This window comes from Tahibacter aquaticus (assembly GCF_004363655.1).
Taxonomy (GTDB): domain Bacteria; phylum Pseudomonadota; class Gammaproteobacteria; order Xanthomonadales; family Rhodanobacteraceae; genus Tahibacter; species Tahibacter aquaticus.
In genome coordinates, this window is the sequence record NZ_SNZH01000016.1 from 1 (window position 1) to 26,958 (window position 26,958).

At 65.8% G+C, this 26,958-nt stretch carries 18 protein-coding genes; 8 read left to right on the plus strand and 10 right to left on the minus strand.

From position 1 onward, the window contains the following. From DFR29_RS21895 to DFR29_RS21915, 5 genes are all read left to right on the plus strand, one after another. A partial coding sequence (locus DFR29_RS21895; RefSeq protein WP_208113681.1) for a type VI secretion system Vgr family protein occupies positions 1 to 1,374 on the plus strand: 1,374 nt, incomplete at its 5' end. Beyond that, complete coding sequence (locus DFR29_RS21900; RefSeq protein WP_133820787.1) at positions 1,371 to 2,525, plus strand: DUF2169 family type VI secretion system accessory protein; 1,155 nt, start codon at positions 1,371 to 1,373, stop codon at positions 2,523 to 2,525. The genes DFR29_RS21895 and DFR29_RS21900, both read left to right, overlap by 4 nt. Further along, positions 2,522 to 2,869 (plus strand): PAAR-like domain-containing protein, encoded by a 348-nt coding sequence (locus DFR29_RS21905; protein WP_133820788.1) that lies wholly within the window; start codon positions 2,522 to 2,524, stop codon positions 2,867 to 2,869. Before DFR29_RS21900 ends, DFR29_RS21905 begins: the two co-directional genes overlap by 4 nt. Next, entirely contained in the window at positions 2,869 to 4,146 is a 1,278-nt protein-coding gene (locus DFR29_RS21910; protein ID WP_133820789.1) for an EndoU domain-containing protein, read from the plus strand. The genes DFR29_RS21905 and DFR29_RS21910 overlap by 1 nt, the downstream gene beginning before the upstream one ends. Next, complete coding sequence (locus tag DFR29_RS21915) at positions 4,146 to 4,562, plus strand: hypothetical protein (protein ID WP_133820790.1); 417 nt, start codon at positions 4,146 to 4,148, stop codon at positions 4,560 to 4,562. The genes DFR29_RS21910 and DFR29_RS21915 overlap by 1 nt, the downstream gene beginning before the upstream one ends. Positions 4,563 to 4,809: 247 nt before the next feature. On the opposite strand, the gene DFR29_RS21920 is transcribed toward DFR29_RS21915, so the two are convergent. The 3 genes from DFR29_RS21920 to DFR29_RS21930 form a co-directional block, all read right to left on the minus strand. Then, entirely contained in the window at positions 4,810 to 5,853 is a 1,044-nt protein-coding gene (locus DFR29_RS21920; RefSeq protein WP_133820791.1) for an NAD(P)-dependent alcohol dehydrogenase, read from the minus strand. 234 nt (positions 5,854 to 6,087) lie between these two features. Further along, positions 6,088 to 7,536 (minus strand): DUF1573 domain-containing protein, encoded by a 1,449-nt coding sequence (locus tag DFR29_RS21925; RefSeq protein WP_133820792.1) that lies wholly within the window; start codon positions 7,534 to 7,536, stop codon positions 6,088 to 6,090. Positions 7,537 to 7,759: 223 nt separating this feature from the next. Further along, a complete protein-coding gene (locus DFR29_RS21930) occupies positions 7,760 to 8,344 on the minus strand; it encodes a hypothetical protein (protein ID WP_133820793.1) in 585 nt (194 codons plus the stop codon). A gap of 186 nt (positions 8,345 to 8,530) precedes the next feature. Between DFR29_RS21930 and DFR29_RS21935 the strand changes: the two genes are divergently transcribed. After that, on the plus strand, positions 8,531 to 10,156 hold the full coding sequence (locus DFR29_RS21935) for a sulfatase-like hydrolase/transferase (protein WP_166654269.1): 1,626 nt from the start codon (positions 8,531 to 8,533) through the stop codon (positions 10,154 to 10,156). Between the two features lie 63 nt (positions 10,157 to 10,219). Here the strand turns inward: DFR29_RS21935 and DFR29_RS21940 are convergent, their stop codons facing one another. From DFR29_RS21940 to DFR29_RS21970, 7 genes are all read right to left on the minus strand, one after another. Further along, positions 10,220 to 10,903, minus strand: a complete 684-nt coding sequence (locus tag DFR29_RS21940) for an SCO family protein (protein ID WP_133820795.1) — start codon at positions 10,901 to 10,903, stop codon at positions 10,220 to 10,222. An 85-nt stretch (positions 10,904 to 10,988) separates the two neighbouring features. Then, entirely contained in the window at positions 10,989 to 12,701 is a 1,713-nt protein-coding gene (locus DFR29_RS21945; RefSeq protein WP_133820796.1) for a hypothetical protein, read from the minus strand. A gap of 112 nt (positions 12,702 to 12,813) precedes the next feature. Then, positions 12,814 to 13,641, minus strand: coding sequence for a hypothetical protein (locus tag DFR29_RS21950; protein WP_133820797.1), 828 nt, complete (start codon positions 13,639 to 13,641; stop codon positions 12,814 to 12,816). A gap of 10 nt (positions 13,642 to 13,651) precedes the next feature. After that, complete coding sequence (locus DFR29_RS21955; RefSeq protein ID WP_133820798.1) at positions 13,652 to 15,238, minus strand: hypothetical protein; 1,587 nt, start codon at positions 15,236 to 15,238, stop codon at positions 13,652 to 13,654. A 10-nt stretch (positions 15,239 to 15,248) separates the two neighbouring features. Continuing rightward, entirely contained in the window at positions 15,249 to 17,168 is a 1,920-nt protein-coding gene (locus DFR29_RS21960) for a hypothetical protein (protein ID WP_133820799.1), read from the minus strand. A gap of 186 nt (positions 17,169 to 17,354) precedes the next feature. Then, complete coding sequence (locus DFR29_RS21965; protein ID WP_133820800.1) at positions 17,355 to 19,154, minus strand: YncE family protein; 1,800 nt, start codon at positions 19,152 to 19,154, stop codon at positions 17,355 to 17,357. After that, positions 19,151 to 24,775, minus strand: coding sequence for a cupredoxin domain-containing protein (locus DFR29_RS21970; RefSeq protein WP_133820801.1), 5,625 nt, complete (start codon positions 24,773 to 24,775; stop codon positions 19,151 to 19,153). The genes DFR29_RS21965 and DFR29_RS21970 overlap by 4 nt, the downstream gene beginning before the upstream one ends. 335 nt (positions 24,776 to 25,110) lie before the next feature. On the opposite strand from DFR29_RS21970, the gene DFR29_RS21975 reads away from it, so the two are divergent. Together DFR29_RS21975 and DFR29_RS21980 are read left to right on the plus strand one after the other, a co-directional pair. Then, a complete protein-coding gene (locus tag DFR29_RS21975; RefSeq protein ID WP_166654270.1) occupies positions 25,111 to 25,725 on the plus strand; it encodes an SCO family protein in 615 nt (204 codons plus the stop codon). Beyond that, positions 25,722 to 26,867 (plus strand): c-type cytochrome, encoded by a 1,146-nt coding sequence (locus DFR29_RS21980; RefSeq protein ID WP_133820803.1) that lies wholly within the window; start codon positions 25,722 to 25,724, stop codon positions 26,865 to 26,867. Before DFR29_RS21975 ends, DFR29_RS21980 begins: the two co-directional genes overlap by 4 nt. Positions 26,868 to 26,958 lie beyond the last annotated feature (91 nt).

Here is a 26,958-nt window from a genome sequence, read left to right on the forward strand (position 1 = left end):
CGCTACGGCAGGAAGGATGAAAACTCCTCGTGCTGGATCCGCGTCTCGCATCCCTGGGCCGGTACCGGCTTCGGTGGCGTGCATATTCCGCGCATTGGGCAAGAGGTGCTGGTCGATCACCTGAACGGCGATCCGGACCAGCCCATCGTCGTTGGTCGCGTCTACAACACCAACAACCCGCATCCCTGGAACCTGCCGGCCAATGCCACGCAGTCGGGCTTCCTGACGCGCTCAAGCATGGGCGCAACCTGGCAGAACGCCAACGCGTTGCGCTTCGAGGACAAGAAGGGCGAGGAACAGGTCTGGCTGCACGCGGAGAAGAACCAGGACATCGAAGTCGAGAACGACGAGACGCACTGGGTCGGCCACGACCGCACCAAGACCATCGACCACGACGAAACCGTACACGTCAAGCACGACCGTACCGAGACGGTCGATCACAACGAGACGATCACGGTGCACAATGACCGCACCGAGCGCGTCGATCACAACGAGAAAATCAGCATCGGCGACAGCCGCAGCGAAGACGTCGGCAAGAACGAAGCGGTAGCCATCGGCAACAACCAGACCCACAGCGTCGGCGATAACCGCACGCGCTCGGTGGGCAAGAACGAAACACTGAGCATCGGCAGCAATCGCAGCAAAAAAGTCGGCAAGAACGAAAGCGACAAGATCGGGAAGAGCTGGTCGATCAAGGTCGGCAAGTTCAAGACCGAGACCATCGGCATGGCCTCGATGCAGAACATCGGCCTGGCCAAGATGACCAATGTCGGCATGATCTATTCCTTCAATGTCGGCTTGCTGCGCAACAGCGTCGTCGGCATGGCCGATACCACGACGGTCGGCAAAACCCAGGCCACGAACGTAGGCAAGAAATACTCGCTCGCGGTCGGCGGCAAGGACGGCAGTCATATCGAACTGGACGAAAAGAGCATTTCGCTGCGGGTCGGCGGCGCCATCGTCCAGCTCAAGGCCGATGGCTCGATTGCGGTCACCGGCAAGACGATCAACATCACCGCTCAGGGCGACGACGTCATCATCAACGGCGAACACATCTGGCTCAATCCGGTCGGCGGCAGGGCAGCGATCCAACCCTCCGCCGTGCCAGTGCCAGCGCCCGCCGAACCGGCCGACAGTCCGCAAAGCAAACTCGCTGAGCTGATGAGCAAAGCCGGCGGCTTTCTCGGCAAAGTCAAAGAACTCGCTGGGCTGGCGGGGCAGCTTGCCTCGCTGACCGGCAGCAGCGGCGGCAAGGCCGGGCGGATAGTGGGTGCCGTGTCGACAGCGGCCGGAGCGGTGGGCGGCGCTGGCCGTGACGACAGCGTTGCGACGGTCAACGGTATTGCTGGCCCGGTCAAGGCCGATGGCCGATGAAGTACGAGACGCCGATCCCTGCGTCGCGTCTGCAGCAGGTACGCAACACCACGCCATTTCCCCACTTGCGCTTCGACAAGATGGGCAAGGGGCGGCGCTTCCATGATGTCGTTGTCGTCTGTGCGAGTTTTGTGCTGGACAGCGGGCGCCTGAAGCCGGCAGCCGTGCATCGGGGGCCGGTGATCGCTGATCGGCTCTGGCATCCGGACGCGGCGGCAGTATCGAGCCTGCAGTGCGCGACAGACGTGCTGCTGATCAAGCCGGGCAGCGACGTCTACGTCACTGGCACGGTACGCCCCCTCGACGCGCGACCTTGCCGCGAATGGCATGGTTTGCTGCGGGTCGAACGCGACGGTTTGCCGCTGATCCACAAAATCCTGCGCTTCACCGGCCCGCGTCGCTGGCAACGCAGTTTGCTGGGGTGGTCGCTGACTGTGCCCGAAGCCACGATGGCGGTGCCCTTGCGCTATGAACTGGCCTACGGCGGCTGGTGGTACGACAAAGGCGACGCGATGGACGCAGCAGCCCGCGTCTGCGAGGAAAACCCCAGCGGCACCGGCTGGTTCGGCACTGCCGACCGGCGACACCATCCACGCGCCCGCTATGCGCATGGACAGGCCGTGGCCGGCCCGCAGATCGAGTACGCCGATTCGCCGATCCATTCGGACAATCGCAGGCATCGCGTTGCAGGCTTTGGCCCGGTCGCCCGTCATTGGATGCCGCGCCACCGGCATGCGGGCAGCTACGACGCGGCCTGGCTGGCGCAGTTCCAGCACGAGGAAATTCCCGACTACCCGGCCGATTTCGATTACCGCTATTTCCACTATGCACCGGAAGATCAAGTCATCGGCGCAGGCCTGATCGGCGACGAAGACCTGATGCTCGCCGGCGTCTTCGCCGAGGTGCCTGGTGTCAGCGCGCGCCTTCCTCACCTGTGGATGGAAGCCGTCTGCCATCGCAGTGGCGACGAACCCCTCAGCCAGGCCATGCGCCTGGATACCGTGCATGTCGACCTCGACGCAATGCTCGTCCACCTGACCTGGCGGCTGGTCCTCGGCTACGACCAGGAAATCGTCCGCGTGGAGTTGTTCGATCGCCTGATTGCCAACGGCCGCTGTACCCGTACCGCCTTCCGGGGAATTCGTTCATGAGCATGGAACCGCATATCGCCGATGCCGAGACGCCGTTCATGGTGATCAGCGTGACACCGGACTTCTGCCGGGTCGGATCGAAGATCGTGCCCTTCGACATCGTCGCGCTGTTGCCGCCCGAGCAGGCGAACTACGCCAGAACCGTATCGGCGCACAGCGAGAAAGTGCTGATGATCGACAGCATCATCGCTGGCGTTGTCGGCAATGCCGGCGCGGGCGTGCAGTCGGAGGTGTCGCTGGCCGCCGGCAATGTGAAAATCACGTCGGGGTCGGATACGGTTTTTGTCGAAGGCCGCAAGGCCGCGCGCCATGGCGACACCTGCGAAATGAACGGGGCCGTGTGATGGCGGAGGATTCGCGGTCCCGTCCCGGTCTGCCATCAGTACCCGACACGTTCCGCGGCAACAAAGTGTTCGGCCGGCTGGTCACCGGTGAGCTACCCACGCCACCGCCCAAGCTGCTGCAGCGCCAGCCGGGACGGTGCAGCGAAGCGCTGGTGAAGGCCAAACAGGAGTACGCGGCCAAAAGCCTGTTCGACAAGATGCTCACGGTGAAAGACGCCTGGGGTAATCCGAAGGATCAACAGGCGGCGGCACTGTTCAAGCAACAATGCGAGCAATGGCCGGAGCGGATTGCCGAATCCTTTCTCGACGAACAGCGCCAGCGCCTCAACGATCATCTGAGCGGAAAGAGTCCGCTACTGCCCGCAGAATCGGTAAGGCTGCGGCGTGACCTGTCGCTGATGGAAGACATCTACTGTCCAGGCCCGCGATTCGAGGCGCCGCTGTCCGCGGCCGAACAGAACTGGCTTGACGAACGTAATCTGAGTTTCGGCAACAGTCTGTCGATGGCGCTGCTGGGACCGATCTTCGGCGGGCCGGGGGCAGCGACGCGGATGCTGGGCGGGTCGGAGCAGCAGGTGGCGGCGGCAAATCAGATGGGGGCCGTCGTGATGGACATGACAACTGGTCATGCTGCTATCGGCGGTGTGCGGCCCTCGCATCTGGGGGCATATCCGGCACAGGGGCGAACTGTTGTAAGAGGAGCACCAACAGAATCGTTAGGGGGGTGGCCTTCTGGCTCATCAGGCGTGAAGCAAGGAAGTGTCGGCAACTGGGAATTGAAGTTCGGAGCCCGGCCCGTTGTTACGACCTTTGTCGGCACGGTGGTGGCAAAACCACCTCCCTTTATTTCTGCCGAAATGGAGTTGAAGATACTGTATGGGCAACGAGTTCTATCGGCCAATGGCAATCCTACCAATCGATTGGTGGGGGCGCACGGTGGCCAAATTACGGACAAGCATCCGAGCTATGCTGTAGAGGTGGTTTCAGTAAATCTGGATGGAACGCGCAACGCAAAATTGGTTACTCAATTCAGCGATGGGAATATTTCTAAAGTCAAAACAAGTACGTTATTCCCCGAGGGATGGAATGATGCGCAAGCAATGTCTGCCGTCCGCCAAACTGCCGCTACCGCACCTTTGGCGACTCGACTGTCCGACGGCGCATCCCTTCATCAATCGATGGTGAATGGTGTTCGGGTCGAAGTTATTTCTGTCGGTGGAACAGTAACTGCAGCCTATCCTTGTGGTCGAGGCTGCACTAATCCGGGATCATTTTGATGCGCGAGCTGATAGAAGATTTTGACAGGCTCTTGGACGCTCAATTCAGTGCAGACTATTGGTCTGACGAAGGAATTAGCGCTGCGGCAGAAATTGCACAGAAATTTGAATCGGATGATTGGGCGATGTTGACCCAACTTACCAACCACAGGCCTGTGTCATGGAAAGCGAGATGTGCAGACGCACTTGGCGACGAGATTAGTATCGGTGCCAGAGACATCTTATTGGTATTGATGAATGACGAAGATTTCGATGTCAGATATTCCGCACTCGATTCGTTGAATTCATTGGCGCAACTCGGCATGGATCTTTCGGTTTATCGTGAAGATATTGCCGCCGTCTTGCGTCATTATGTGCCGACAGGATCGGTTGTTAAGTTTTTGATCGATAGCCTCAAAAATCGATTGTCCATTTGACGAATCGCTCAAGAATTCCAATTGCGAGAACAGCGCCAGCGCTGACGCCAGTACAGTACAGTACGCCGTTGCCCCAGAGGCACTGGCCGTTGGCGAAGTGCTGGCGGCGGCAAGACGCACTTTTAGGAAGAAAAGGCCGCGATCGCGGCCTTTTCTGGTGTTTTGCTCAAACACACATCCAGACGTTCGCCTTCGATGACGAAACTGCCTTGTGGCGTAAGCGGATTCTGAGCTGTTCAGAGCTTGCTTAGCCCAGCGTCGCCATGTCGATGACGAAGCGATAGCGCACGTCGCTGCTGAGCACGCGCTGGTAGGCGGCGTTGATCTGCTCCACGCCGATGGTTTCGATGTCGGCGACGATATTGTGTTCGGCGCAGAAGTCGATCATCTCCTGGGTTTCCTTGATCGAGCCGATCATGGAGCCGGCCAGGCTGCGGCGATGCGGAATGACGGCGAAGGCGTGTACCGGCACGGGCTGTTCCGGTGCGCCGACGACGACGAAGGTGCCGTCGACCTTGAGCAGGCTCAGGTACGCGTTCCAGTCGATCGAGGCGGACACGGTGCAGACGATCAGGTCGAAGCTGCCGGCCAGGGTGGCAAACGTGTCGGCGTCGCTGGTGGCGTAGTAGTGGTCGGCGCCCAGGCGCAGGCCGTCGTCCTTCTTCGCCAGCGACTGGCTCAGCACGGTGACTTCGGCGCCCATGGCGTGGGCCAGCTTGACGCCCATGTGACCCAGCCCGCCCATGCCGACGATGGCCACTTTCTTGCCTGGACCTGCCTGCCAATGGCGCAGCGGCGAATACAGGGTGATGCCGGCGCAGAGCAGCGGCGCGGCGGCGTCCAGCGCCAGGCTGGACGGGATCGACAGCACATAGCCTTCCTTCACCACGATGGAGTCGGAATAGCCGCCGTGGGTCGGTTCGCCCGTGGCCGGATCGATGCCGCCGAAGGTCAGCACCAGGCCGGGCAGGTATTGCTCGCGGTCGACATCGCGCTCGGCGCAGGTGGTACAGGAATCGACGAAGCAGCCGACGCCGACGCGGTCGCCGACCTTGAACTTGGTCACCTTGGCGCCGACTGCGGTCACTTCGCCGGCGATTTCGTGACCGGGCACCAGCGGGTAGACGCTGTTGCCCCAGCCGTTGTCGACCATGTGGATGTCGGAATGGCAGATACCGCAGTAGCGGATCGCGATGACCACGTCGTCGTCGTTGGGCTCGCGCCGCTGGAACGAGAACGGAGCCAGCGGGGCCTTGGCGGCGGAGGCGGCGTAAGCTTTGGCAATAGCCATGGAGCATCCTTTGCGCGGGGGAAGAGTGTTCCATCATCGCCTCGCGCAGGCGCGAAGCGATAGCGCGTTGCTGTGGGATTCTTGCCTGATCCTGCAAAAGGCAGTTTCCGCCAGGCGCATCGACAGTGCCTGGCGGCGCAGCAAGGTGTTGTGGCTGGGTGGGAAGAGGCACACACGTGGCATTCGCTCGCCCGTGAGCGGCGCGTCCGTCCTTGTGCGCTATCGCACTGCCCCTCAGCGCACGGTCTTTTCCACCACCGGCATGAAGCGTTCGCGCTTGCCGCGCAGGTTGATGCTGTCGACGTAGTAGTAATACGTAGTGCCGGATTTCACATCGCTGTCGTCGAAGGCGTATTTGTGCACCTTTTCCGCATCGCGCAGGACCGGAATCGGCTGCGGCGAGATGCGCCGGTAGGGACCGGCACGGTCTTCGGCGCGATAGACGATATAGCCGTACAGGCGCAGGTCGTTGGCCGCACTCCATTGCAGGCGCGCCGGACCACTGCCGCTGGCACTGCGCCGGACCTGCGCGGGTGTCGCGACCGGGGCCGCTGCGGCGGCTGGCGCAGGCGAGGCTGTGTTGCCGCGGCTGGCTGCGGCGAGTGCGGCCTGTAGCGACGGCGGCTCGGCTTCGTCGCCCGGTGGTGCAGCGGCATTGACCTGCTTCAGCGGCTGGCCCGGGTGCAGGGCCACGCCGTAGAAGTGCACGGGCAGGGCAGGATCCTTGCCGCCGGCCAGTTCGACCAGCACGGTACCGCCGATCGGGCCGGCCGCCGCCGGCTTGCCGCTGATACCGACCATGACGCAGTCGTCGCTGGCCGGCGTGCATTCGCCGACACGTGCCGTCCACGGCGCCTCGGCCTTCGCACGGGTCTTGCCCTTGAGCACCAGCGCATCGCGGCCTTGCACGCGGAAGCTCTGACGCACTTCCTGGCCGACTTCCGGGCTGCCCAGGTTGACGGCCTTGGCATCCAGCAGCAGTTCGCCCATGACGAAGCCGGTGACCGTGACGGCGAGCCGCGGTTGCTGCGGCAGAGAGGTATGCACGACGACGCGACCGCGCACCCAGCCCGGCGGTGCGGTCGGCAGCAGGCTTACACGGATGCGGTGGCCTTCGACCGTGACGCGGGTGTGCTCGGGTTTTTCCGCCACCTCGCCGAACGACCAGTCCGCTGCTTCGCGGGTTTCCAGGCTCAGTTCGCGATCGACGCTGTTGCCGCGCGCCACCGTGCCCAGCTCGAGTGCCGGCGTTTCCGGTTCGAACGCATTCTGTACAAAGCCGCTAAGGGTAAAGCGATACCGCTCCACGTCCTTTTCGTCGCTGAACAGGGCGAAGCGGAAGGCTGCCTCGCCCAGCGTGGCGTCGAGCGGCAACTCGATCACGATCTTGCCGCTGGCACCGGGCGCGAGCTGCGCCGGGCTTTCCACGGCCTTGCCGGCGCGGCTGCGGGGCTCGATGTGCCGGATGGCGACGGGTGTCGCGCCGGTATTGGTTACTTCATAGGCTTGGCGCACGGTGCCGAACTGATAAGCGTCGGCGAAGCGTGCGTGCTGTGGCGTGATGCGCAGTGCCGGCTCGGCCCGGCTATTGCCCGCGGCGCACAGCGCGAGGAAGACCAGCAGGGTCGTCGGTCTGATGACCGGGCGGCGACGTCGCGCTGGCAGTTGCAGCAGGTATTGCATGGTTTGGCTCCACTCGGCGGCGGGGCTGTCTGCAGCGCCACGACACGGCTGCGGCTGGCTTTGGCCCGGGCAGGGCTGTTTTCGCAACGATGTCGGGTTCCGCCCGATGGCGCAGGACACGGGCCAAGCCTGGCAAGCGGCGGGCGCAGCGAACGAATCCCCGAAAATCGAAGCCCGGCAGTCAGCCGGGCTTCGTGATTTGCATGAGCTGCAACAGAGGGGCTCAGTCGATGCTGTAGGACTGCAGCGACACGGGCAGGCTACCGGCGATGTTCAGCGTATACGTGCCGCAGCTGCCGGTGGTGCCGGCGTCGTAGTAGGAGTCGACATACACGTAGTACGTGCCGGCGGCGAGGCCGGTAACGGTTGGAACGACTTCCGGGCCGGCGCCGGGGCCGATCGCGTCCTGGCTGGTGTCCAGGCAGCTTGCACCGTTGCCGCAGGTGCCGATCAGGAACAGCGCCAGGTCGCCGGCGCTGCCAGTCAGGTCGGCCGTGATGTCGAGGCTCTGGGATGCGCCGACCGTGATGGCATAGGCTTCGTCTTCGCCCGGATACGGCGAGGCCAGATTGGCGCAGGCTGTGGCGCTGTAGTTGGTGATCGTGTTGGTCGAGCCGCAGGTGGTGCCGCTGTCGTTGAAGGGCAGGCTGGTGACCGCCGGCGGGTTCGGGCAGGCGCCGCCGCCTTGTGGCGCGGGCGCGACGCGGTTGGGATTGGGGACGAATTCCGGTGCGCTGCGGGTGGCAGCGCTGGCGGTCATGGACAGCAGGCTAAGCGCCAGCGCAGCGGCAAACGTGCGTAGCATCATCGGTCTCCGGGCATCATTGTGTTGCGAGACTAGCGACTATTGTTACAAAGGGTCAACCGCTCATGAGGCGTTCAGTTGATGTGTCCAGGTAAATTTTTCTTCAGCTTTCGCCGGGGCTGGTGTATTGCGGCAGGTCTGGCCCTGTGTCTGGCCGGCTGCAGCAAGCCACCGCCGCCGAATGTATTGGTGATCACCATCGACACGCTGCGGCCGGATGCGCTGGGATTGGTCAGCGCCAATCCCGCCAGCGCGACGCCGGTGCTGGATGCCCTGGCGCGGGAAGGCACCGCGTTCACCGGCGCGGTCACGCCGGTGCCTTTGACGCTGCCGGCCCACCTGTCGCTGTTTTCCGCACGCATCCCGCATGTGCACGGCGTACACGACAACGGCCAGACTGTGCCTGCCGAAGTGCCGCTACTGGCAGAAACCCTGCGCCGCCACGGTTATGCCACCGGCGCCTTCGTCAGCGGCTTTCCGCTGCAGTCGCTGTTCGGCCTGGATCGCGGTTTCGCTCATTACGACGACCGCATGCCGGCGGGCGAGCAGGGCTGGGTGGAGCGCCGCGCCGAAGACACTGTCGCTGCGGCCGCAACCTGGCTGGAGCAGAACGACCGCGCCGCGCCATGGTTCGGCTGGGTGCATTTCTACGATCCGCACGATCCCTACGACCCGCCGCGGGAGTTCTGGCAGCCAGGCCCGCGCGGCGCGTATGACGGCGAGGTGGCCTATGTCGACTACTGGCTGGGCAAGCTGATCGTCCGGGCGCGGGCCGCAGGCGGCGAGCGGCCGCTGCTGATCGTCGTCACGGCCGATCACGGCGAGGCCCTTGGCGAACATGCCGAGCACACGCACGGTTTTTTTGTATACGACTCCACCGTCAAGGTGCCGCTGCTGTTTCACTGGGCCGGCCAGGTCGCGCCGCAGCGCAGCGACGCACCGGTGCGCCTGATCGATGTGACCCCGACCGTGCTCGACCTGCTCGGCCTGGAGCCGCTGCCGGGTGCGCAGGGCAGCAGCCTGGCCGCCGGCCTGCGTGGCGGCGCCATCAAGGCCGGGCCTGCAGTGGTGGAAACCTGGCTGCCGTGGATCTACTACGGCTGGTCGCCGCTGCTGGCCTGGCGTGACAATGGGTCAAAGTATATTTCTGCGCCGAATGCGGAACTGTACGATCTGGCCGGTGATCCGGGCGAGTCGCACAACCTCGCCGGCAGGGATCCGGTGCAGACCGACCGGCTGGCGCTGGCCCTGGCCGCGGCGACTGCAGCCCCGGCGGGCGTGGCGGCGGTCAGCGACAATGCCGAAGCAGTGCAGCGTCTGCGCAGCCTTGGCTATGTCGGCGTAGGCGCGCCACCCGCCGTGCCCAGCGGACAGCTGGCCGACCCCAAGGACCGCATTGCGCAACGCGAGCAATTGCGTGCCGCCGACGGCCTGGCACGCGCCGGCCGCCAGGTGCAGGCCGTGGCGGCTTTCGAGGCAGTGCTGGCGCAGGATGCGGACAACCGCTTCGCCCTGCTGCGTGCTGGTACCGCGGCGCTGCAGGCCGGCGACACCGACAAGGCAGTCGCCCACCTGGGCCGTTCGGTGCAGCTGGAACCGCGCCGGGCCGAGGCGCGCTATGCCTATGCCGACGCATTGATGCGCCTGGAGCGCTATGACGAAGCGGCCGAGCACTGGGCGGCATTGGCCGAACTGCAGCCGCGCCGGCCGGAAGCCTGGTTCAACCTGGCGACAGCGCTGGAGCGGGGCGGCCATGCGGAGCGCGCTGCCGAAGCGATGGCGCACTATCGGCGCCTGAAGCCCGCGCCGGGCTGAGGCAGCGCCTGGTCGTGTACCGGTGGCAGCGCTGCCGGCCGCGCCATGGCGCGCCGCACAGCATCAGTGTGGCCCGCCGACGGCATCCAGCAGCTGTTCGACCACCTCGCGCAGCGGCGCGAGGCCGTGCAGCTTGCGCCAGTCGCCGCTGCTCTCGTTGCCGACGATGATCAGGTTCATATGGTTTTCCGGCGCGTCGGCGTACTGGCCGATGCGGCGCAGCGCGGTGTTGACCTGTTCGCTGCTGCCGCCGAGGAAATGCCACCCCGGCTTTGCCTGTACGCGCCTGGCATAGGCGGCCAGCACCTCGGGCGTGTCGTGGCCGGGGTCGACCGTGATCGAGACGATCTGCACGTCGCGGCCCAGGCGCGGCCCCAGGCGTTTCTGCAGTGCCTGCAGCGTGGTCATCATGACCGGGCAGCTGCCTTCGCAGCGGGTGAAGAAGCTGTGCAGCACGATGCCGTGGCCGGCGATGTAGTCTTTGTACAGATCTACTGTTTTGCCGTTCTGGTCGACCAGGGCAAGGCCGGCCAGGTAAATGGCGGCGCCGTTGCGGGTTTGCGCTGGCGTGTCATCGGCCGTTGCGGCCCGGGGTATTGTGGCCTGCGGTGTTGCAGCCTGCGGTGTTGCGGCGCGGGCGAGGCCGGCAAAGGCCACGGCGAGCGCTGCCGCCAGCGCGATGACTGCAGCGGCAGCGACGAGACTGCGGCGGGCGTGGCGTAGCGAAGGCATGGGCGTCTGGCTCAAGCGAGGTTCCGGCGGATCGGTGGCGGAACGCCGTGCCGGCGGTGCCGGCACGGCGCGGGTGTTGCCCGCATGGCGCGGCAATGCACTAGGGCATCAGCTCCACCGCACCCGTGGCCGGATTGAGCCAGTACTGGTCCGGCACGCCGCCATAGGCGATCTGCTGCTGGTTCTTCTGGAACAGCTGCAGGGTCGGGAATATCAGGCGGAAGCCGGGCTCGAAGATCTGGCCTTGTGGATGTTGCGAAATCTGCGCCTGGTATACCGCAATGCGCCGGCCGGCAAGCAGGCGCACGTAGCCGTTGACCGGCTGCTGCTGCGCTGCCAGGCCCTGGATGCGGGTGAGGATCTGCTTGGCCTGGCTGCGGTGCCATTCCGGCGTGCGCGCGGCATCGTTCATGTTCGCCAGCAGCTGCCTGGCGGCGGGCTTGTCCGAACCGGCCAGGGCCTGGGCGAACTGCTGGCGCCAGTTGGCGGTGGGCGCGCTGCCGGGCAGCAGCTGCAGCAGTCCGCAGCGCTGCGGCGAGAACATCGGCCGGGTGGGGTCGATGCTGATCACGTCGTAGAGGAATTTCTCGTCGATCAGGCCCGACTTGACCATCTTCTGCGCCAGCAGCATGTCGGTATGCGATTTCACCGGTGTCTCGAAGGCGTGGTCGGCATCGATCTGGTTGATCGGCTGCACCGAGTTGGCGATGCTGCCGCTCTGGTAGTCGAAGAACTGCGCCTGGAACAGGTTCAGTGCATTCGTATACAAGGCCTTGTCGATCTCGATGAAGCGTACGTCGCCGGCCAGGCGCTGGTCGATGAAGGCGCCGACCGGTGCCTTGATCTGCGGTGCCGGACCTTGCAGCGGCAGCAGGTCGGAATCGAGATTGACTTCCTGTTCGCAGAACACCGGCCGCAGCTGTTCCTGCAGGGGCAGTGTCGCGCGCTTTTTCATGTAGGCGTCGGCCGAGGCGAGCTTGTCGTTGCCGGCCTTGATCCAGCCGGAGAATTCCTGCGAGCTGACCAGGTTTTCCAGGATGGTCTTGTATTCCGGTGCGATGCGCATGGCACCCAGTGGTAGCGGGCGCTCCGGCCGCCACCAGGAATCGTGCGGGAAGGCCAGTTCTTTCATGATCGGGCCGCCGTTCATATGGCAGCCGGAGCAGCGCAGGCGCGGCAAGGTGGCCTGGCCGGCGTTCAGTGGGCCCATGAAGATCGGTTGGGCCGGATCGTAGCCGCGCCAGAGGTTCTGGATATCGGCTTGTATATCCGCCGAATCGCCGCGGTAGAACCATTGCCCGCCCTGGCCGGTGCCGCGGATTTCGTAAAAGTTATACATCTGCTTGCGCGGGTCCCAGACCAGGGTTTCCAGCAACAGGTTGTCCGGCGTGGCGGCCTGTTGCGGCGACAGGATGCTGGTCAGCGCGGTGTTGTCGATCGAGGCGGCGGTGAAATGGCCGTAGAACCAGTCGCCGGGCACCAGCTTCTGTCCCGCATAGCTGCCGTCGATGGATTCGAAAAAGCTGAAGCTGCCTTGCGGCAGCGGATTGTGGAAGCCGCGGTTGGCGACCATGGACGGGCGCGAGGCCAGCTTGGTGGCCAGTACCAGGTCGCGGAATTGCAGCGCGTTGCCCGGGCATTCTGGCTGCGCGCTGAGCAGCTTGAACAGCGCGTCGCCGTGGGCGTCGGGCGGCAGTACGTTGCCGGTGTTGTTGTTCTGGATCTGGCAGCGCGTGACCGGTTCCTTGTCCGGCGCTGGCTGTGCCTGGGCCGCGGTGGCGGCCAGCAGCAAGGTGGCTAGCAGCAGTTTCATGATGGATTCCCCAAGTGTGCGGGTTGCCGCGGCCTGGCTTGCGAACGCCAGGCCGCGTGATGGCAGTGGGCGGCGGTCGCAACGGGCCGTCGGCTGCCTCTTCTTTGTCGCTTCAGGCGGGTGGAAACAGCACCAGCAGGTCTTCGATGCCCAGCGTGTTGATCGGCACCGACCAGATCAGGTCGGGCGCGAGCTTGCGTTCGCCGAGCTGGCCGGTGCACGGATCGACCTGGATACCCTGGGCGAAATCCAGCGGCCTGCCTTCCTTGAACGGCAAGGTGGAAAACTGTACTTCCCAGGGCTGGCGGCCGCCGAGCACGAAGCCGTGCGACACCTCCAGGTCGAGCACGGCGAGGATCTGCTTGCGGCTGTATTTTTCCTTCTTGATCAGATCGGCCAGGTTGTTCGCCATGGGCAGGTCGAAGGCGCGGTTGCGCGCGTAGATGAAGTGATCGCCGGATACGGAGAGGATTTCATGCACGCGCTGCTGGTTGTTGCCCAGGTTGCGCATCACCTTAATGCCGAGGAAATAGCCGCCTGCATCTTCCAGCCGCCACCAGTGCTCCAGGTAGGACGACTGCACGCCGTGCTCCAGCACATTGCGCCCGCCGAGGATTTCGAAGCGGCCGATGTCGATGGAACCGTCTGGCGGCTGGTAGTCGATCTCGTGGTGCCAGGTGATGATGTAGCCTTCGGTCGTGGTGTAGCCGGAAAAGCCTTCCTGCGCGTACAGCGTGGCCAGTTCCGCATTCGACAGGTCGGCCAGCGAGCGAGCCTCGGGATAGCGCGGCCGGTCCTTGGGAATGCGACAGTCGCCGAACAGCGTCGGCGTCTGGATATTGCGCACGTTGACGGTGTTTTCTGGCGGACCCTGGTTGTTGTTGATGACCCAGAGGCGCTCCCAGGAAGCGGTCAGCCAGGACGGTACGGGCGTGGACATGCACTTCTCCTCAGCGGTTGCCCTGGTGCGCGCGGCTCTGGCCGCCCTTGGGCTGCTGCGCGTTGTTGATCAGGAACGAGTAGTCCGACGCATACGGATTCTTCGCCGTGGCTGCGCTGCCGGCGGTGGCCGGGTCGAAGATCCTGGTGCTGGGTGAAGGCTTGATCGTGGCGATCGGCGCCGAGGCATGGCAGTCCAGGCAGGTGAGGCTCTGCACATAGGTTTCCATGGTGGTGTTGGCCACGGGTTCCTGGCTGGCGCCGGGCGACAGCTGCGGCGTCGGCAGCGGCGTGCGCGAGCCTGCCGCGATGGTGGTGTTCTGGTTCGACCACAAGGTGTTGACCAGCTCGTAGTTGAGGAACACCGAGTTGGGGTTCTGCGGCGCGATCACCTGGTTCCAGACGTATTCGTTGAGGCCGACCACATCGTTGTTGGGCCGGGTCGGGATGTCGATGTCGCGTACCGCCTGGATCGGCGCATTCAGCGGATTCTTGCCGCCGTTGTAAGTGGCCGGGTTTGCGTTGATCGTGCACTTGTAGTGATCGGTGGCCGGATTGCAGTTGGGGTTGTAGTAGGTATACGGCGGCTTCAGTGCACCGCTGGCGAGCTGGCTCTTGTTCGGCACGTTCTGGCGATGCTCGAAGGTGGCCCAGATGAACTGCTGGCCCAGTGCGGTCTTGTGGATAATGTGCAACCCGACCAGGCCGACCACGACGGTCTTCGGTTTCTGTCCCGGATAGCTGACCACGGCCTTGGAGATCTTGTAGCGCGGCCAGTCGGCGGCATTGGGCAGTTCCAGCCAGGCGGCCTTGGTCTCGATGGCGCCGGTAGTGCCGTAGGCTGCGCTGCCGCTGGTGCCGTCGGGCAGGCTGATGCCCGGCGAGACAACGAATTTCTGCTGCACATCGGCGTTGTAGAGCTTGTTCTGCACGATGTAGTTGTATTCGTCCTCGTTCATGCGGCGCTCGTACAAGGTGAGAATTCCACTTTGTGCAGTCAGCCAGGGGCTGCCCTGCGAGGCCTGGCCGATATTGCTCAGGTCCAGCGTGGGCTCGGGTGCGATTTCCGATTTCATGCCGCCGAGCACCTTGACGCTGGCGGCGCCGCCGGGCCAGCTGTTCCAGGGGCCGGGGTCCTGCGCGTTGGCAAGGAAGACTTCGTCGGACTCCTTGTAGGTTTCCCAGACTGTGGCGCGTTCGTCGCCGGCCGTGCCGAAGGCGCTGGCGGGCACACCGGTGTCGGGCTGGCCGCGCTGGCCGGCAGCTGCGGCCCAGTTCAGGGCGAGGAACTGCTGCCAGGCGAAGCAGTTGGCGTCGGCCTGGCGGGTGAGGGCGAAGTCCTTGGGCACGGTATAGCCGTACTTGCCGGCAGTCTGCGAAACGAGGAACGGCGGCGCGAGGCAGTTGCTGGTCGAACCCTGCGCGACGCCGGCCGGTGTCGCGGGCGTGGCAGGTGTAGCCGGTGTGGCGGGGCTGGCGGGTTTGACGGCTTCATTGCCGGAAGCCGGATCGCTGCGCCGGGCGTCGCGGTTGCAGGCAACCAGGGCAATCGCGGCGGCCAGCAGGCCAAGGCCGAGTACCGGTGTGGAATATTTCATGGATTCCTCCTCAGGCTTGGGTACTGGACGAGGCAACGACCAGGAAGGCCGGTGCCGGGGTGAGCGAACTGGAAAACACCTGGCCTGCCGGCACGATGACGATGCCGCGCACGCCGGCCGGCGAGTTGCCGGCGACCGACACCGACAGGTTGAGCAGCTGGCTGGGGCTGGGATAGGTATTGCCCGGCACGGCGTAGGTGACGGTTTCGCTGTAGCCGCTGACCCTGACCGACACGCTGCTGTCGATGCTGCCGTCGGCATTGGTGAAATACACCGTCGGCCATTGCGTTTCCGGCAGCGGCACGCTGCCCAGGGGGGCGGCGTAGGTCAGGGCGAGGGCGACGTTCTTTTCGCCGGCATAGATGGTCGGTGGGATGATGCTGGAGTTGCTGGCCAGCACCATGCTGACGCCGGACGGCGTGTTCACCGTTGTGCCGTAGTACGCATCCCAGACATTCTGGAAAAGTATCTGCAGCGGCTGCGCTTCGCTGACGACGGCAGGCGAGACCACGCAGGCCAGCGCAGGTGCAGGCTGCGGCGGCGGCACGATGGGCCGGCCGAACAGGGCGATTTCCAGCGTGGCCTGCACCTGCGAGCCGTATTCGATCGGCGCGCCGGCGATGGTGATGTCGCTGATGCCGAAGCTGACACCGGCATCGATCCAGGACTGCGGAATCTGGAACGCCGCATGCAGGATGAAGGAGCCCGGGAAACGCTGGCCGGTGATGGTATCGGTGATGTGTTCGAAGCCGCGGATGATGTGCCAGCAGTCGGCGACGCTGGCGCCGGCCGGCAGTTTCGGATCGGCCGGCAGCTGGTACTGGGCGAAGCTGGGCATCTGGATATACAGGCCCGGCGGATCGGCCAGCGAGATGTTGGTACCGGCGCCGACGGCGAGGTTGATGGTCTGGCCGATATGCGGATCGCTGTTGCGGTAGTTCTGGCCGTACTGGCCGCAGCAGATCAGCGCCTGCGGATCGGTATTGCCCTGGCTGCGCTGCACGGTGGCGCCGGCGCCCAGGCCCAGTTCGGTCTGCAAGGTATTCGGCGTGGCGGTGAGGTGCATGGCGCCGCCGCTGCACTCGGCCGGCGTAGCGCCGCGCACGGCCAGCGTGCCGCTATTGAAGCGGTTCAGCGGGTTGTAGGCAGGACGGCCGGTTTCCGGATCGATCACCGGCTTGCCGCTGACCGGGTCGAGCAATTGCAGATCGGCGACCGTGACGCTGACCCACTGGCTCTGGGGCGCACCGGTATTCAGCGCCTGCTCGTAGACGGCGCAGACGCGTTCGGGGCTGATGCGCCAGAGGGTCTGGTAGTACTCGGGGTTTTCGCAGGTGAAATCGATGCGCACGATCTTGTTGGCCGCATCGCGCACCACGGCAAATTCGCAGTATTCGTCCAGCCAGCCGCGCGGGCCATAGGGGCCGAACGGCTGCAGTTCGCCGCTCCAGTCGGGCTGCGGGCAGCGCACGCTGGGAATGGGATATTTGGACAATTCTCCCGAATCCGCCAGCACGTAGAGCTGGTTCTGCGGCAGGTTGTACGGGTTCGGCGGCAGCTGGTTCTGGCCCAGGTACTGGATCAGCCGGTTCGGAAACGCGATCCAGGCCACGTCGACCGCGCCATTGCCCTTGGGAATCGGCGTGGCCAGCGGGTTGTAGTAGGCGGTCTGTGCGGACGAGTACAGCGAGTTCCAGGGATTGCCGGCAATAGCCTGGCGCGTGAAGCCGTCGACGTTCTGGCTCCACAGCGCAGCGAGGCGGGCATAGGAATCTGCATCGTCGGGAAAGTCGTTGTTGCAGGCCGGTGTGGTGAAGGCCTGCAGCTGGTAAGTGCTGCTGCCTGCATCGAACACGTAATTCGGCGTGACCGGTGTCGCGGTCGTGTTCGTCAGCGGATTGGCCGTGCTATTGCCTGGGGTATTCGACATGGCGGGTGCTCCTGGTGGCCTGTGACGGGTGATTCGGAAACGGCTTAGGGTTGGACTGGCCGCGCACGCCGCCGCTGCGGAGGAAGGCCAATCGCCTCCGCTATTGGCCGAGCGAGCAGCAGGTCCTGTGCGGCCAGGTCGGGCGAGCTGCTGTCGAAGTGTCTGTTGCAGGCCACGATGGTCGAGTTACCTGGCTTCGTAGATCAGGAACTGGCGGTGCCGGCGCGCCAGGCCGAGCGACTCGGACTCGATCCAGACGTAGTACATGCCCGGCTGCGGCGGGGTGAATTGCAGTTCGTAGCTGCCGTCGGCGCGCGCTGCGAGCGTGCTGCGGCGCTGCCAGGTGCCCGGCGCGAGCAGGGTGAGGCCGTGTACGTCGCTGCTTTGGCGGCGGTGGCCGTCGGCGCCGTCGAGCAGGGCGAAGCGCAGCCGGGCAGGCTGGCCTACGCTCAGCGTCCGCGGCGGATCGATGGCATAGATCCGCGGCAGCGGCGGCGCGGCCGGCTTGTTGTCCACATGGGTAAAGGTGAAGCATGTGGCAAGGCGGGGCGAGTCGGCGAACAGCGCCACGTCGTAGGTGCCGGCCTTGCTCACCGGCATGCGCGTGGCGTAGTCGCCGCGCTGGCCTTCGCGCAGGCCGTGGTCGACCACCAGCACGGCGCGCGGCTGGCGGCCGTAGGTGCGGAAGCCGCCGGCCGGCGCGGCCATGCCTTCGCGGTAGAGGTAGATCATCTTGTCGGCCGGATTGGCCACCAGCACGGCCGGGCCTTCCGGTGCGGCGACGATAGTGTCGGCGCCGAATTCCGGTGCGGCGCCCAGGGCGTTCTGGCCGGCGGGAAATTCCGCCACGCCCAGGCGCTGGCCGGCACGGCCGATCTGTTCCAGAGAAATCATCTGCACGATTTCGCTGTCGCGCCGGTGCACATAGGCCAGCAACGGAGTGAAGCTGACCTGGTCGGGGCCGTCGGGAACGTCGGCGTTCTGCACAATGCTGTCGCTGGACGCGTCGAGCACCTGCAGGCGGTTGCGCTGCGGGTTCGGCAGCAGGGCGAAGCGGCCGTTCGGCGCGAAGCGGATCTGGCTGGCACCGCTTTCCACGCTGACCGTCGCGCGCAGGGCGCGCTGGCGTGGGTCGAGTACGAATACCTGGCCGGCAGCGGCATCCAGTGCATACACCGCCTTGGCCGCACTGGACCAGGCCAGCCGCTGTGGCTGGCCCGGCAGCTCGACCGTGCCGAGCAGCTTGCCGTCGTGGGCATCGACGACATGCAGCCGGTCGCCTGCTGCGGCGAGGATGAAATCGCCAGCATCGTCGACCTCGATCGCCGTGACCGCGCCCAGGGCCATTCGCTCTACTGCCAGGCTGCGCCGGTCGATGCGGCTGATGCCTGCGTCGTCGGCGACCCAGATGTCGGCCGCGCTCTGTACCAGCTGGCGTGGGTTGGGGCCGGTTTCCACAGTGCGCACAATGCGCCAGCTGCCGGTATCGGCGATGGCGACCTTGTTCGCCTGCGGCATGGACACGAACAGGCGTTCGCGCTCAGGCGTGAGCAGCCAGTCGGCGCCGGGTTTTTCCAGGTCGAGCAGGGCCAGCAGCTTGCTGCCGCCGAAGCCGAACAGGGGATCGACCACGCTGATGCTGGCCTCGTCGTTCAGGGCCAGCACGAAATAGCTGTTGAGATCGACCTCGGCCCGCTTGAACAGATCGCCGGCCAGATAGCCGGCGATCTGCTGCTTGCATGGCGCGGGTGTATCGCCGGCATTGCGGCGCAGACCCAGCCAGGCGGCCGGCCGTATGCCGCTGATCGGCCGGCCGCTGGTCGAATCCTTGAGCTGGAAGCGGAACGCGACCGGATCGCCGGGCTGGGCACCGGGCACGGCGTCGAAGTCGACCGCGATGCCCTGGTCCAGCGCCTGCTGCCGCTGCGACGCGGCGTGCGCCGTGGGCGCCAGCAGAAGGGCGAGGGCGAGCAGCAGCGTCTTCACTGGCGCGGACCGCGCTTGGGCTTGTTCGGAATCGTGCGCAGCAGTGGTGCCGTGGCCCTGGGCCCAGCCGATTCCAGCGGAAGGGCCTTTGCGCCGTACTGCGCGCCTTGCGCCTGACCCCAGCGCGCAATGCCACCGGCGGGCGAACGCACGTCGAATTCGGCCGGTACGCGGCGCGCGCCGCTGAGTGTCCAGCGGCCATTCACCACGGCGGCCTTGCCGAAGGTGCCCAGGGAAACCTCGCGCACCGTGCTGCCGGCTTCGCAGACGCGGCGGCCGGCGGCATCGTGTACCTCGACCGGGCAGGGTGTGACAAATCCACGAATGGTTTTATTGCCATTAGGCAGAGTGCTGACGCTGTCGATGCCGACCGTATCGGGCAGGGCTGCGCCGCCGGGCTGCGGTGTCCACGGCGCGACGCGGAACAGGCCCCAGGCGCCGGCCTGGAACATGTTCGCCGTCCAGCCGCGGTAGAGATAGTCGCCACCGACGCGATAGCGCCCGCCTGCGGGCGTGGTGCCCGGTGTGTCGTCGAGCACCACGTCGTAGGCGCTGGCGGCACCGTAGCCGGTCAAGGTGCTGGCGCTTTGCGACTTGGGGTTGTAGCCGATGCGGGTGGAGTTGCTGTTGTAGGGCTCTTCCTGCCAGACATGGCCGGTAAGTTCCCAGGCGATCTGGTTGTCGCCGTCGCCGCCGGGCATCAGCAGGCGGAAGCGCGCCGGCATGCCGGCCGGGGCGCGCAGTATCGGCGTCTGCGGTTCGGCGCCGACCAGTACGTTGGCGGTGGTCGCGGTCTGGTCGACCAGCGACATGGGCAGCAGGGAAACATTCGTCACGTCGGCCTGGCTGAGATTGCGCCAGTCCTGCGGTGCGTCGCTGCCCATGGCGCTGTCGAGCAGGCTGCCGAAGCGCAGCCAGGCCGGTTCCGAGCGGTAGTTGAAGCCAGCCAGCGGATTGCCGGTTTCCCACCAGGAATGGCCGTTGGTCTGCATGTTGGCGTCGTTCTGGTACAGCAGCACGAATTCGCGGAATACCGTGTCGCCGGACCAGACCGTGGCCTGCGCCTGCGAGGTCGGGTCGGCCTGCCAGCGCGAACCGGCCGGCTCCACCACCAGTGCACCGAACAGGCCGTGGTAGACCTGCATCAGCGGATCGGACGGCAGCAGGTTGACGGCGCCGAATTCCACCGGCGTCTGCTGGCCGTTGTCGATGTGGCCGGCATACCACCAGTAGTCGGTCTTGCCGCCGGGCGCGGCGGTCTGTACGGCATTGGCGCCGACGCTGGCGCCGTCGCTGCTGCGAAGGTCGTAGCTGAGCAGCTGCGCATGCAGGCCGACCTGGGGCGATGGTGCTATTTGTACAAAGTTGTACGGCGCCGCATAGGTAAGGCCGAAGCGCGAGGCGGCTTCGTAGGCGGAGAACACCGGCTCGTCGCCGCGGAAGGTATTGACCAGGGTGACATGGATCCAGTCGCCGGCATTGGCGCGCAGGACCAGCGGTTCCACCGTTTCCTGCGGCTGGTAGGGCTGGCCCTTGGGCACGCTGACGTAGACCAGGCCGAGCGGATCCTGCAGCGGGTTGCCGGTGTCGCTTTCGCCGTTGCCGAGATTGGCGCCGCGGCGGTTGTAGACCAGGGCGGCGTCGTTGCGGCCGAGGGCGCGCTGCACCGTCATCGCATGCACTTCGTATTCGCGGATGCAGGGCTTGCCGTTGGAGCAGTCGGTCGTCATGCCGGGCGGCGGGCCGTAGGCGTCGGCCGTTTTAGTTGCCGCATCGGCGTACAGCGGCTTGAGGAAGGGCTGGCGATCGGCCGTGTTCCAGGCGCGCAGCAGGCCCCAGGCGCCGTTGGTCAGGCCTTCGTAGGAGGCATCCGGGTTGTACAGATAGTCGACCGGCGCTTTTGCATTCAGCCGCGGCAGGTCAAACAGCAGCTCGTAGTGCTCGGACAGGATGATGAACTGGGTGCTGCGGTAGCCCGAGTCGGGCTCGAACGGTTCGGCCAGCCAGCGCACGCCATGCATGGTGAAATCGTGCATGGAAGTGTGCGCGCCGGCGAGCAGGCGGATCTGCACCTTGTCGCCTTCGTAGGCGTGCAGCAGCGGCGTATACGGATCGGCCGGGTTCATGCCGGCGGAAATCGGGTCGCGCGGAAAGGTGAAGCAGCCGGCGCCGCTGCACATCGGGTTGATCTGTGCGCCCGGCGTGGGCTGGCGCGAGAAGGCCGGATCCTGCCGCGGGATGGAACGGTAGGCGGCGGACAGGTCGGCTGCATCGGGCGCGGCAGCCGGATCGGTCACCAATGGCTTGAACACGCGCAGCGGCAGTGGCTCGCCGCGGTAGTTCATCGAGATCATGCCGGCGCCGAAGTCGGTCACCATCAGCGGCTGCGGCGGCCAGGGCGCGGCGCCGGGCAGGTTGGGAATCAGCGACTGCGGATTCTGCGCCACCGGCTGCGGCGGGCAGTTCAGGCAGTTGAGTACATGGGCCGGATCGGCCCAGCCGTAGTAGCTCTGGTTCGGCGCGAGCGGAATGCAGTTGAAATCCGGTGGGCTTTGTTCAACGACCCTGCCGTCGGGATCGGTGTAGCGGTAGCAGTCGGGCCGGTGCCTGCTGCCCTGGGTATAGGCGTGCTGGGTGTCGCCCCATTCCAGGGCGAACTCGCGATAGTTGTCGGCCTGGCTGGCCGCAGATTTGAACAGGATGTTCGCGGCGTAGCTGGTCGGGCCGCCGTCGTCGCGCCGGCCGAATTCGGTCTTGCCGTCGAGGGAGGTCCAGGTCGAGCCGGCCGGTTCGATCAGCAGGCCGCCGTACAGGCCGATCATCTGGTGCGTGGACGGACCGAAATGATCATGGGTGAACACGGTCATGTAGGTGCGGTCTTTTTCATTGACCGGATTGGGCTGCTGCATCAGCGGGTCCAGCCACCAGCGCTGTACCGTGGCCTGGGCGCCGACCCAGGCCTGGCTTTCGGCGCCGGGGCCGTTGCCCAGTTCGGCGATGGCCTTGGGATGCAGCTTGCGCTGCTTGCGCTGGGCCGGATCCCACAGCCCGCCGCTGCGGTTGATGCCTTCGATGCGTTCGCGCACTTCTTCCGGGCTGAAGGTGCCGTCTTCGTAGTTGAAGCCGTTGGCCGCGCCGTCGGAGGCCATCACGTCGAACTTCACCAGGTGGATATGCTGGCCGAGGATGTCGGTCGGCGTGCGCACTTCGAAGTCGTCGAGCTCGAAATACGCCGGCACTAGGTTGGTATGCCAGTACTCGATCACGTCGTTGTTGTGGGCGCGGAAGAACAGCGGCTCGGGCGGGCGGCGGCCTTCGACGTAGTCTTTCACGTCGCCCCAGAGCGACATGATGCGCTGCTGCGGGTAGTGCCAGCCGGCTTTGTTGAATACGGCATCTAATTGCAGGTTTGCACCTTTATACCGGCGCAGTTCGTTGCCGACCGGCTTGCCGTCGACCACGGCCGGGTCGGAGAACGGTGCGCCGGGTTGCGGTCCGCGTGGCAGGCCGTTGACCTTGAACGGCGCGGGCCTGGCCTCGGGCGTGACGCTGGCATGCTGCGGCTGGGAGAAATAGGCGATGGCGCGCTTTTCCAGCGCCGTGCCGTCTTCGGGCAGCTCGTAGGCCTTGATCGTGTGCAGATCCTTGGACCAGTCCAGCGCGGTGTGCTGTTCGTTGGCGATGGTGGCGTCGGTAATCAGGTGGCGCGGCAGGCCGCCGTCGAGTTTTTCGCCGGTCTTGGCATCGGTGGCGAAATCCAGTGGCGGGTGCGGCGGCCGGTGTCCGGCCACGCCGGGCACGAAGAACGGAAAGCCCGGATGGCCGCTGCCTTCCACCTTGGCCTGGCCGTCGACGATATGCACCCTGGCCGGCAGCGGCGCCATGGCGTACTGCGGCAGTGGCACGATGGCGGGAATCGGTGTGCCGCGCTGGATTTCGCCGTCGGGCAGGGCGCGCGCGTCGGCCAGCGGCCGGCCGCCGGCATCCAGTGCCGTGCCGGCTTCGAACACGTCGTGGACGCGGTACAGCGCCCACATGCCGGCGGCAAAATGCGGGTAGAAATGGCAGTGGAAAATCGAGTCGCCGGTGGTCAGGTTGCGATTGCCGCTGCCGCCGAATACCAGTTCCGCGCTGAACGAGGAACCCGGGCCTATGGCCTGGGAATCGAGGTAGTTGCTCTGGCTGCTCTCGGGCGAGCGCAGCCACTGGTGGGCGTGGTGGTGGTGTACATGGTGTACCGCGGCGCCGGCATGCAGTACGCGGAAGCGCACATGGTCGCCGAGATAGGCGTGGTAGACGTTGGACGGGTCATCCGGATAGAACGCCTTGGTCGCCTTGCGCCCGGTCTGCGGCTGGCAGGGCTTGGCCGGCTCGAAGGTGAGCGGGTCGGCGTTGAACTTGACGGTGAGGTCTTGCAGTTCGGCCGTGGTGCAGGGCGCGTTGGCTGGTACGTCGACGACCAGGGCGGGATCGCCGATGGCCCAGGAACTGAGGAAAAATTCCTCGAATTTGCATTCGGGACAATCCTGCGCCGGGCCGACGCCGATGCGGTTGGCCAGCACCTGCGGCGCGATGCCGCCGATGCCGTAGTTGATGGCGAAGGTGTCCGCACCGGCGTCTTCCCGCGGTACCTGGCTGTTCTTCGCCGACATGAAATACGGGAAGGCCTGCACCACGTCCTGCGACTCGTGATAGATCACGGTCACCTCGCGGAACGGCAGGTTGCGTTCGGGCAGCATGGGATTGTCGCTGGCGGCGATGCTCAGCGGGCCGCGGCCGGGACCGGTGATCAGCGCAGTCAGGTCGGTGTGGACGATCTGGTTGTTGCTGTCGAGCATGCGCAGTATCGGCAGGCCGGCCTGGGCGTGGCCGGGCGGGAACACCGCGTCGTAGTCGATCTGCGGATGACCCGTCGGCAGGCTGCCCTTGCTGGCCAGGCGCAGGTCGGCTTCGGATACCTGGCTGCGATACCACTCGCTGCCGGGCGGCTGTACGTGGACTGCGCCGAACAGGCCGGTGGACAACTGCATTTCGTTGAAATTGTTGTACTGCCCGGCGGTGCTGTAGAGCAGGTTGGTGCCTTCTTCCTGGGCATAGAGGCGATAGACGATGCTGGCGCCGGGTTCGACCAGGCCGGAAAGCTGGCCGTTGCCGATCTGCGGATTCTGTCCGGCCCAGGTGCCGTCGCTGGCGATGCTGTCGATCGGCTGCAGCCCGGCCACGTGTATCGAGGCGGTGCGCGTCACCGGCTGCATCACGTCCGCCGGCGCCGGTGCAAGCAGGTTGGTGAACCGGATTTCCAGACAGCTGCCGGCATTCACCCGCAGCACCAGCGGGCGCGGGCGCTTGTCGGGCCGCAGCATCACCTGGCCGGGCTTGAGGTCCTTGCTGGTCTCGTCGCTGGAGACGACATCGGTGCGCAGGGCATAGATCTCGCCGTCGGTACGTGTCGTGCCCAGGCGGTTGACCTGGAAAGCGTGGTCCAGCGCGACGACGTCGGCTCGCACGGTGCTGTCGCAATGGCCTTTTGCCGGGGTATCCGCCGCCTGCGCCGGGGAAAACAGTGCGCACACAAACAGGGCTGTGCCGGCGTACGACCACGGCCGCAAAGATAAGCGCATGATTCACCTCGCGATTGGCGAATGCTGATGGCGGGTAGTAATAGATTTATAGAAAATTTGCATGCTGCACAATACTGGGCGCGCACCCCAAGTGAAGCGCCGGTGTTGCTCTTGGTGCAGGCGCAAAACGATGGCGGGAACTATCACGCGGATGGCGTAATTCCCTTGCCCCTGGCGCGACGCCGCCTGCTGCCGGCGATGCAGGAGAAAAATGCCGAAAAAAACTTGTGCGACGATTGCACAGTGTCGCGGCAACCAGCTACTGTCGCGCCGGAGCGGCGCCGGGTTGCCGGCTGCGGATGTACTGCACAGAGCCACTGCGGAGAGCGATGACGATGCCCAGCGCCCGACTGTCGGCGGCATTCCTGTTCCTGGCCGCGGCGACGGTCGCTGCCCGCGCGGCCGGCCACGATCACGCGGCGCATGCGCCGCCGGCGCCGGTAGTCCAGGGCGAAGTCGCCGCCGGGCGCATTGCCGATGTGCCGGTGCAGGACCAGTCCGGCCAGGCGCTGCGTTTCCATCGCGACCTGGTGCAAGGGCGGTTCGTCGCGATCAATTTCATCTTTACCCGCTGCACGACGATCTGCCCGCTGCTGGGTACGCGTTTTGCGCAGGTGCAGAAAATGCTCGGCGACGATGCGGCACGTGTCAGCCTGCTGTCGGTCAGCATCGATCCGCTCAATGACACGCCGCAACAGCTGGCGCGCTGGAGCGCAGCGCTCGGCGCCAGGCCGGGCTGGACCCTGGTTACCGGTGCCCGCGCCGACATAGACACGCTGGCGCGTTCGCTCGGCGCCTCGGCCGCCGACCCGGCGGCGCATGCGCCCATCGTGCTGCTGCTGGACGAGCGCGCATCGCCACGGCCCTGGCGCCGTCTGGACGGCCTGGCCGATGCGGCGACCCTGGTCGGGGCGATACGCGAAGCGCTGGCGAGTAGCGCGGGCGAATGACAGCGGCGCTGCTGTTCGCCGCGCTTTTGTGGGGGTCGGCTCCATTGGCGGGCTCCGTCGCCAGCGGCGAAAGCATTTTCCGCAGCGGCCAGTCTGCCCGCGGCGCGCCGATCGACGCGACGGTTGGGCCGGGCGACACGGTGCCGGCAACGTTGTTGCCTTGTATCAATTGCCACGGCGCGGATGGGCGCGGGCGCAGCGAAGGTGGCGTGCGTCCGGCCGATATACGTCCTAGCGTGCTGGCGCGGCCGCTGCGCGACGAGCGGCGCGAACGGCCGGCCTACGACGCGGCGCGTCTGCGCCGCGCCATCACCATGGGGTTCGATGTAGCGGGCCGGCCGCTGGATACCGCCATGCCGCGCTATGGCCTGAGCCAGGCCGATGCAGACGATCTGCTTGCCTATCTGGCCGTGCTGGAGCAGCGGCAGGAGCCCGGCGTGAGCAGCGACCACTTGCGCATCGGCGTGATCGGTGCAGCGCTGACACCGCCGCTGGCTCCGGTCTACGGCCGGCGCATCGAGATCGTTTCCCGGCGCGACGACGATCTGCTGCTGCTGATCGATGCGAGTGCCGACGGCAGTGCGAGTCTCGCCGCGGCGCGGAGCGACGGTTTGCCGACCATCGTGTTTGCGGCGGCGGATGCGGCGCCGGGCGAGAGCGGCTTTGTGATCACCGCGTCAGCGGCTGACCAGGAGCGGGTGCTGGCATCGGTTGCCGCCGCCGACGACACGGCCCTGTTGTTACGGCAGGACTGCAGCGCAGCGCTGACGGCGACTGCAGCCCGCACCTTGCTGATGCGCGACAGCGTTGCCGCGCGCTGCGCACTGGAGCAGCTGCCCTGGCCAGCCGGCCAGCGCATCCGCATTGCGCTGGCGGCGCCGCCGGATGCGGTCGTGCGGGCACAGGTGGCCGAGGCTGGCCTGGGTCTGGTGGTCGAGCTGTTGCAGCAGGCCGGGCACGAGCTCACGCGGGAGCGCCTGCTGGCGCAGCTGCAACGGGTACAGCAGCGCCGGCTGGGGCCGTTGCCGCCGATCAGCTGGACGGCGCAGCGGCGCCACGGCCTGGACCAGGTCTGGATGCTTGGCCTGGCGCGCAAGGACGGCCGACTGCAGCCGGAGCCGGGCTGGCTCGCCGTCCCTTGAAGTTTGGCTGTCGCAGCACCACTCCGGGTCTTTGCGCCGCGGCAACGCCGTGGCCATGCCGATCCGACGCCTCAGCCACCCCGCAGGAACG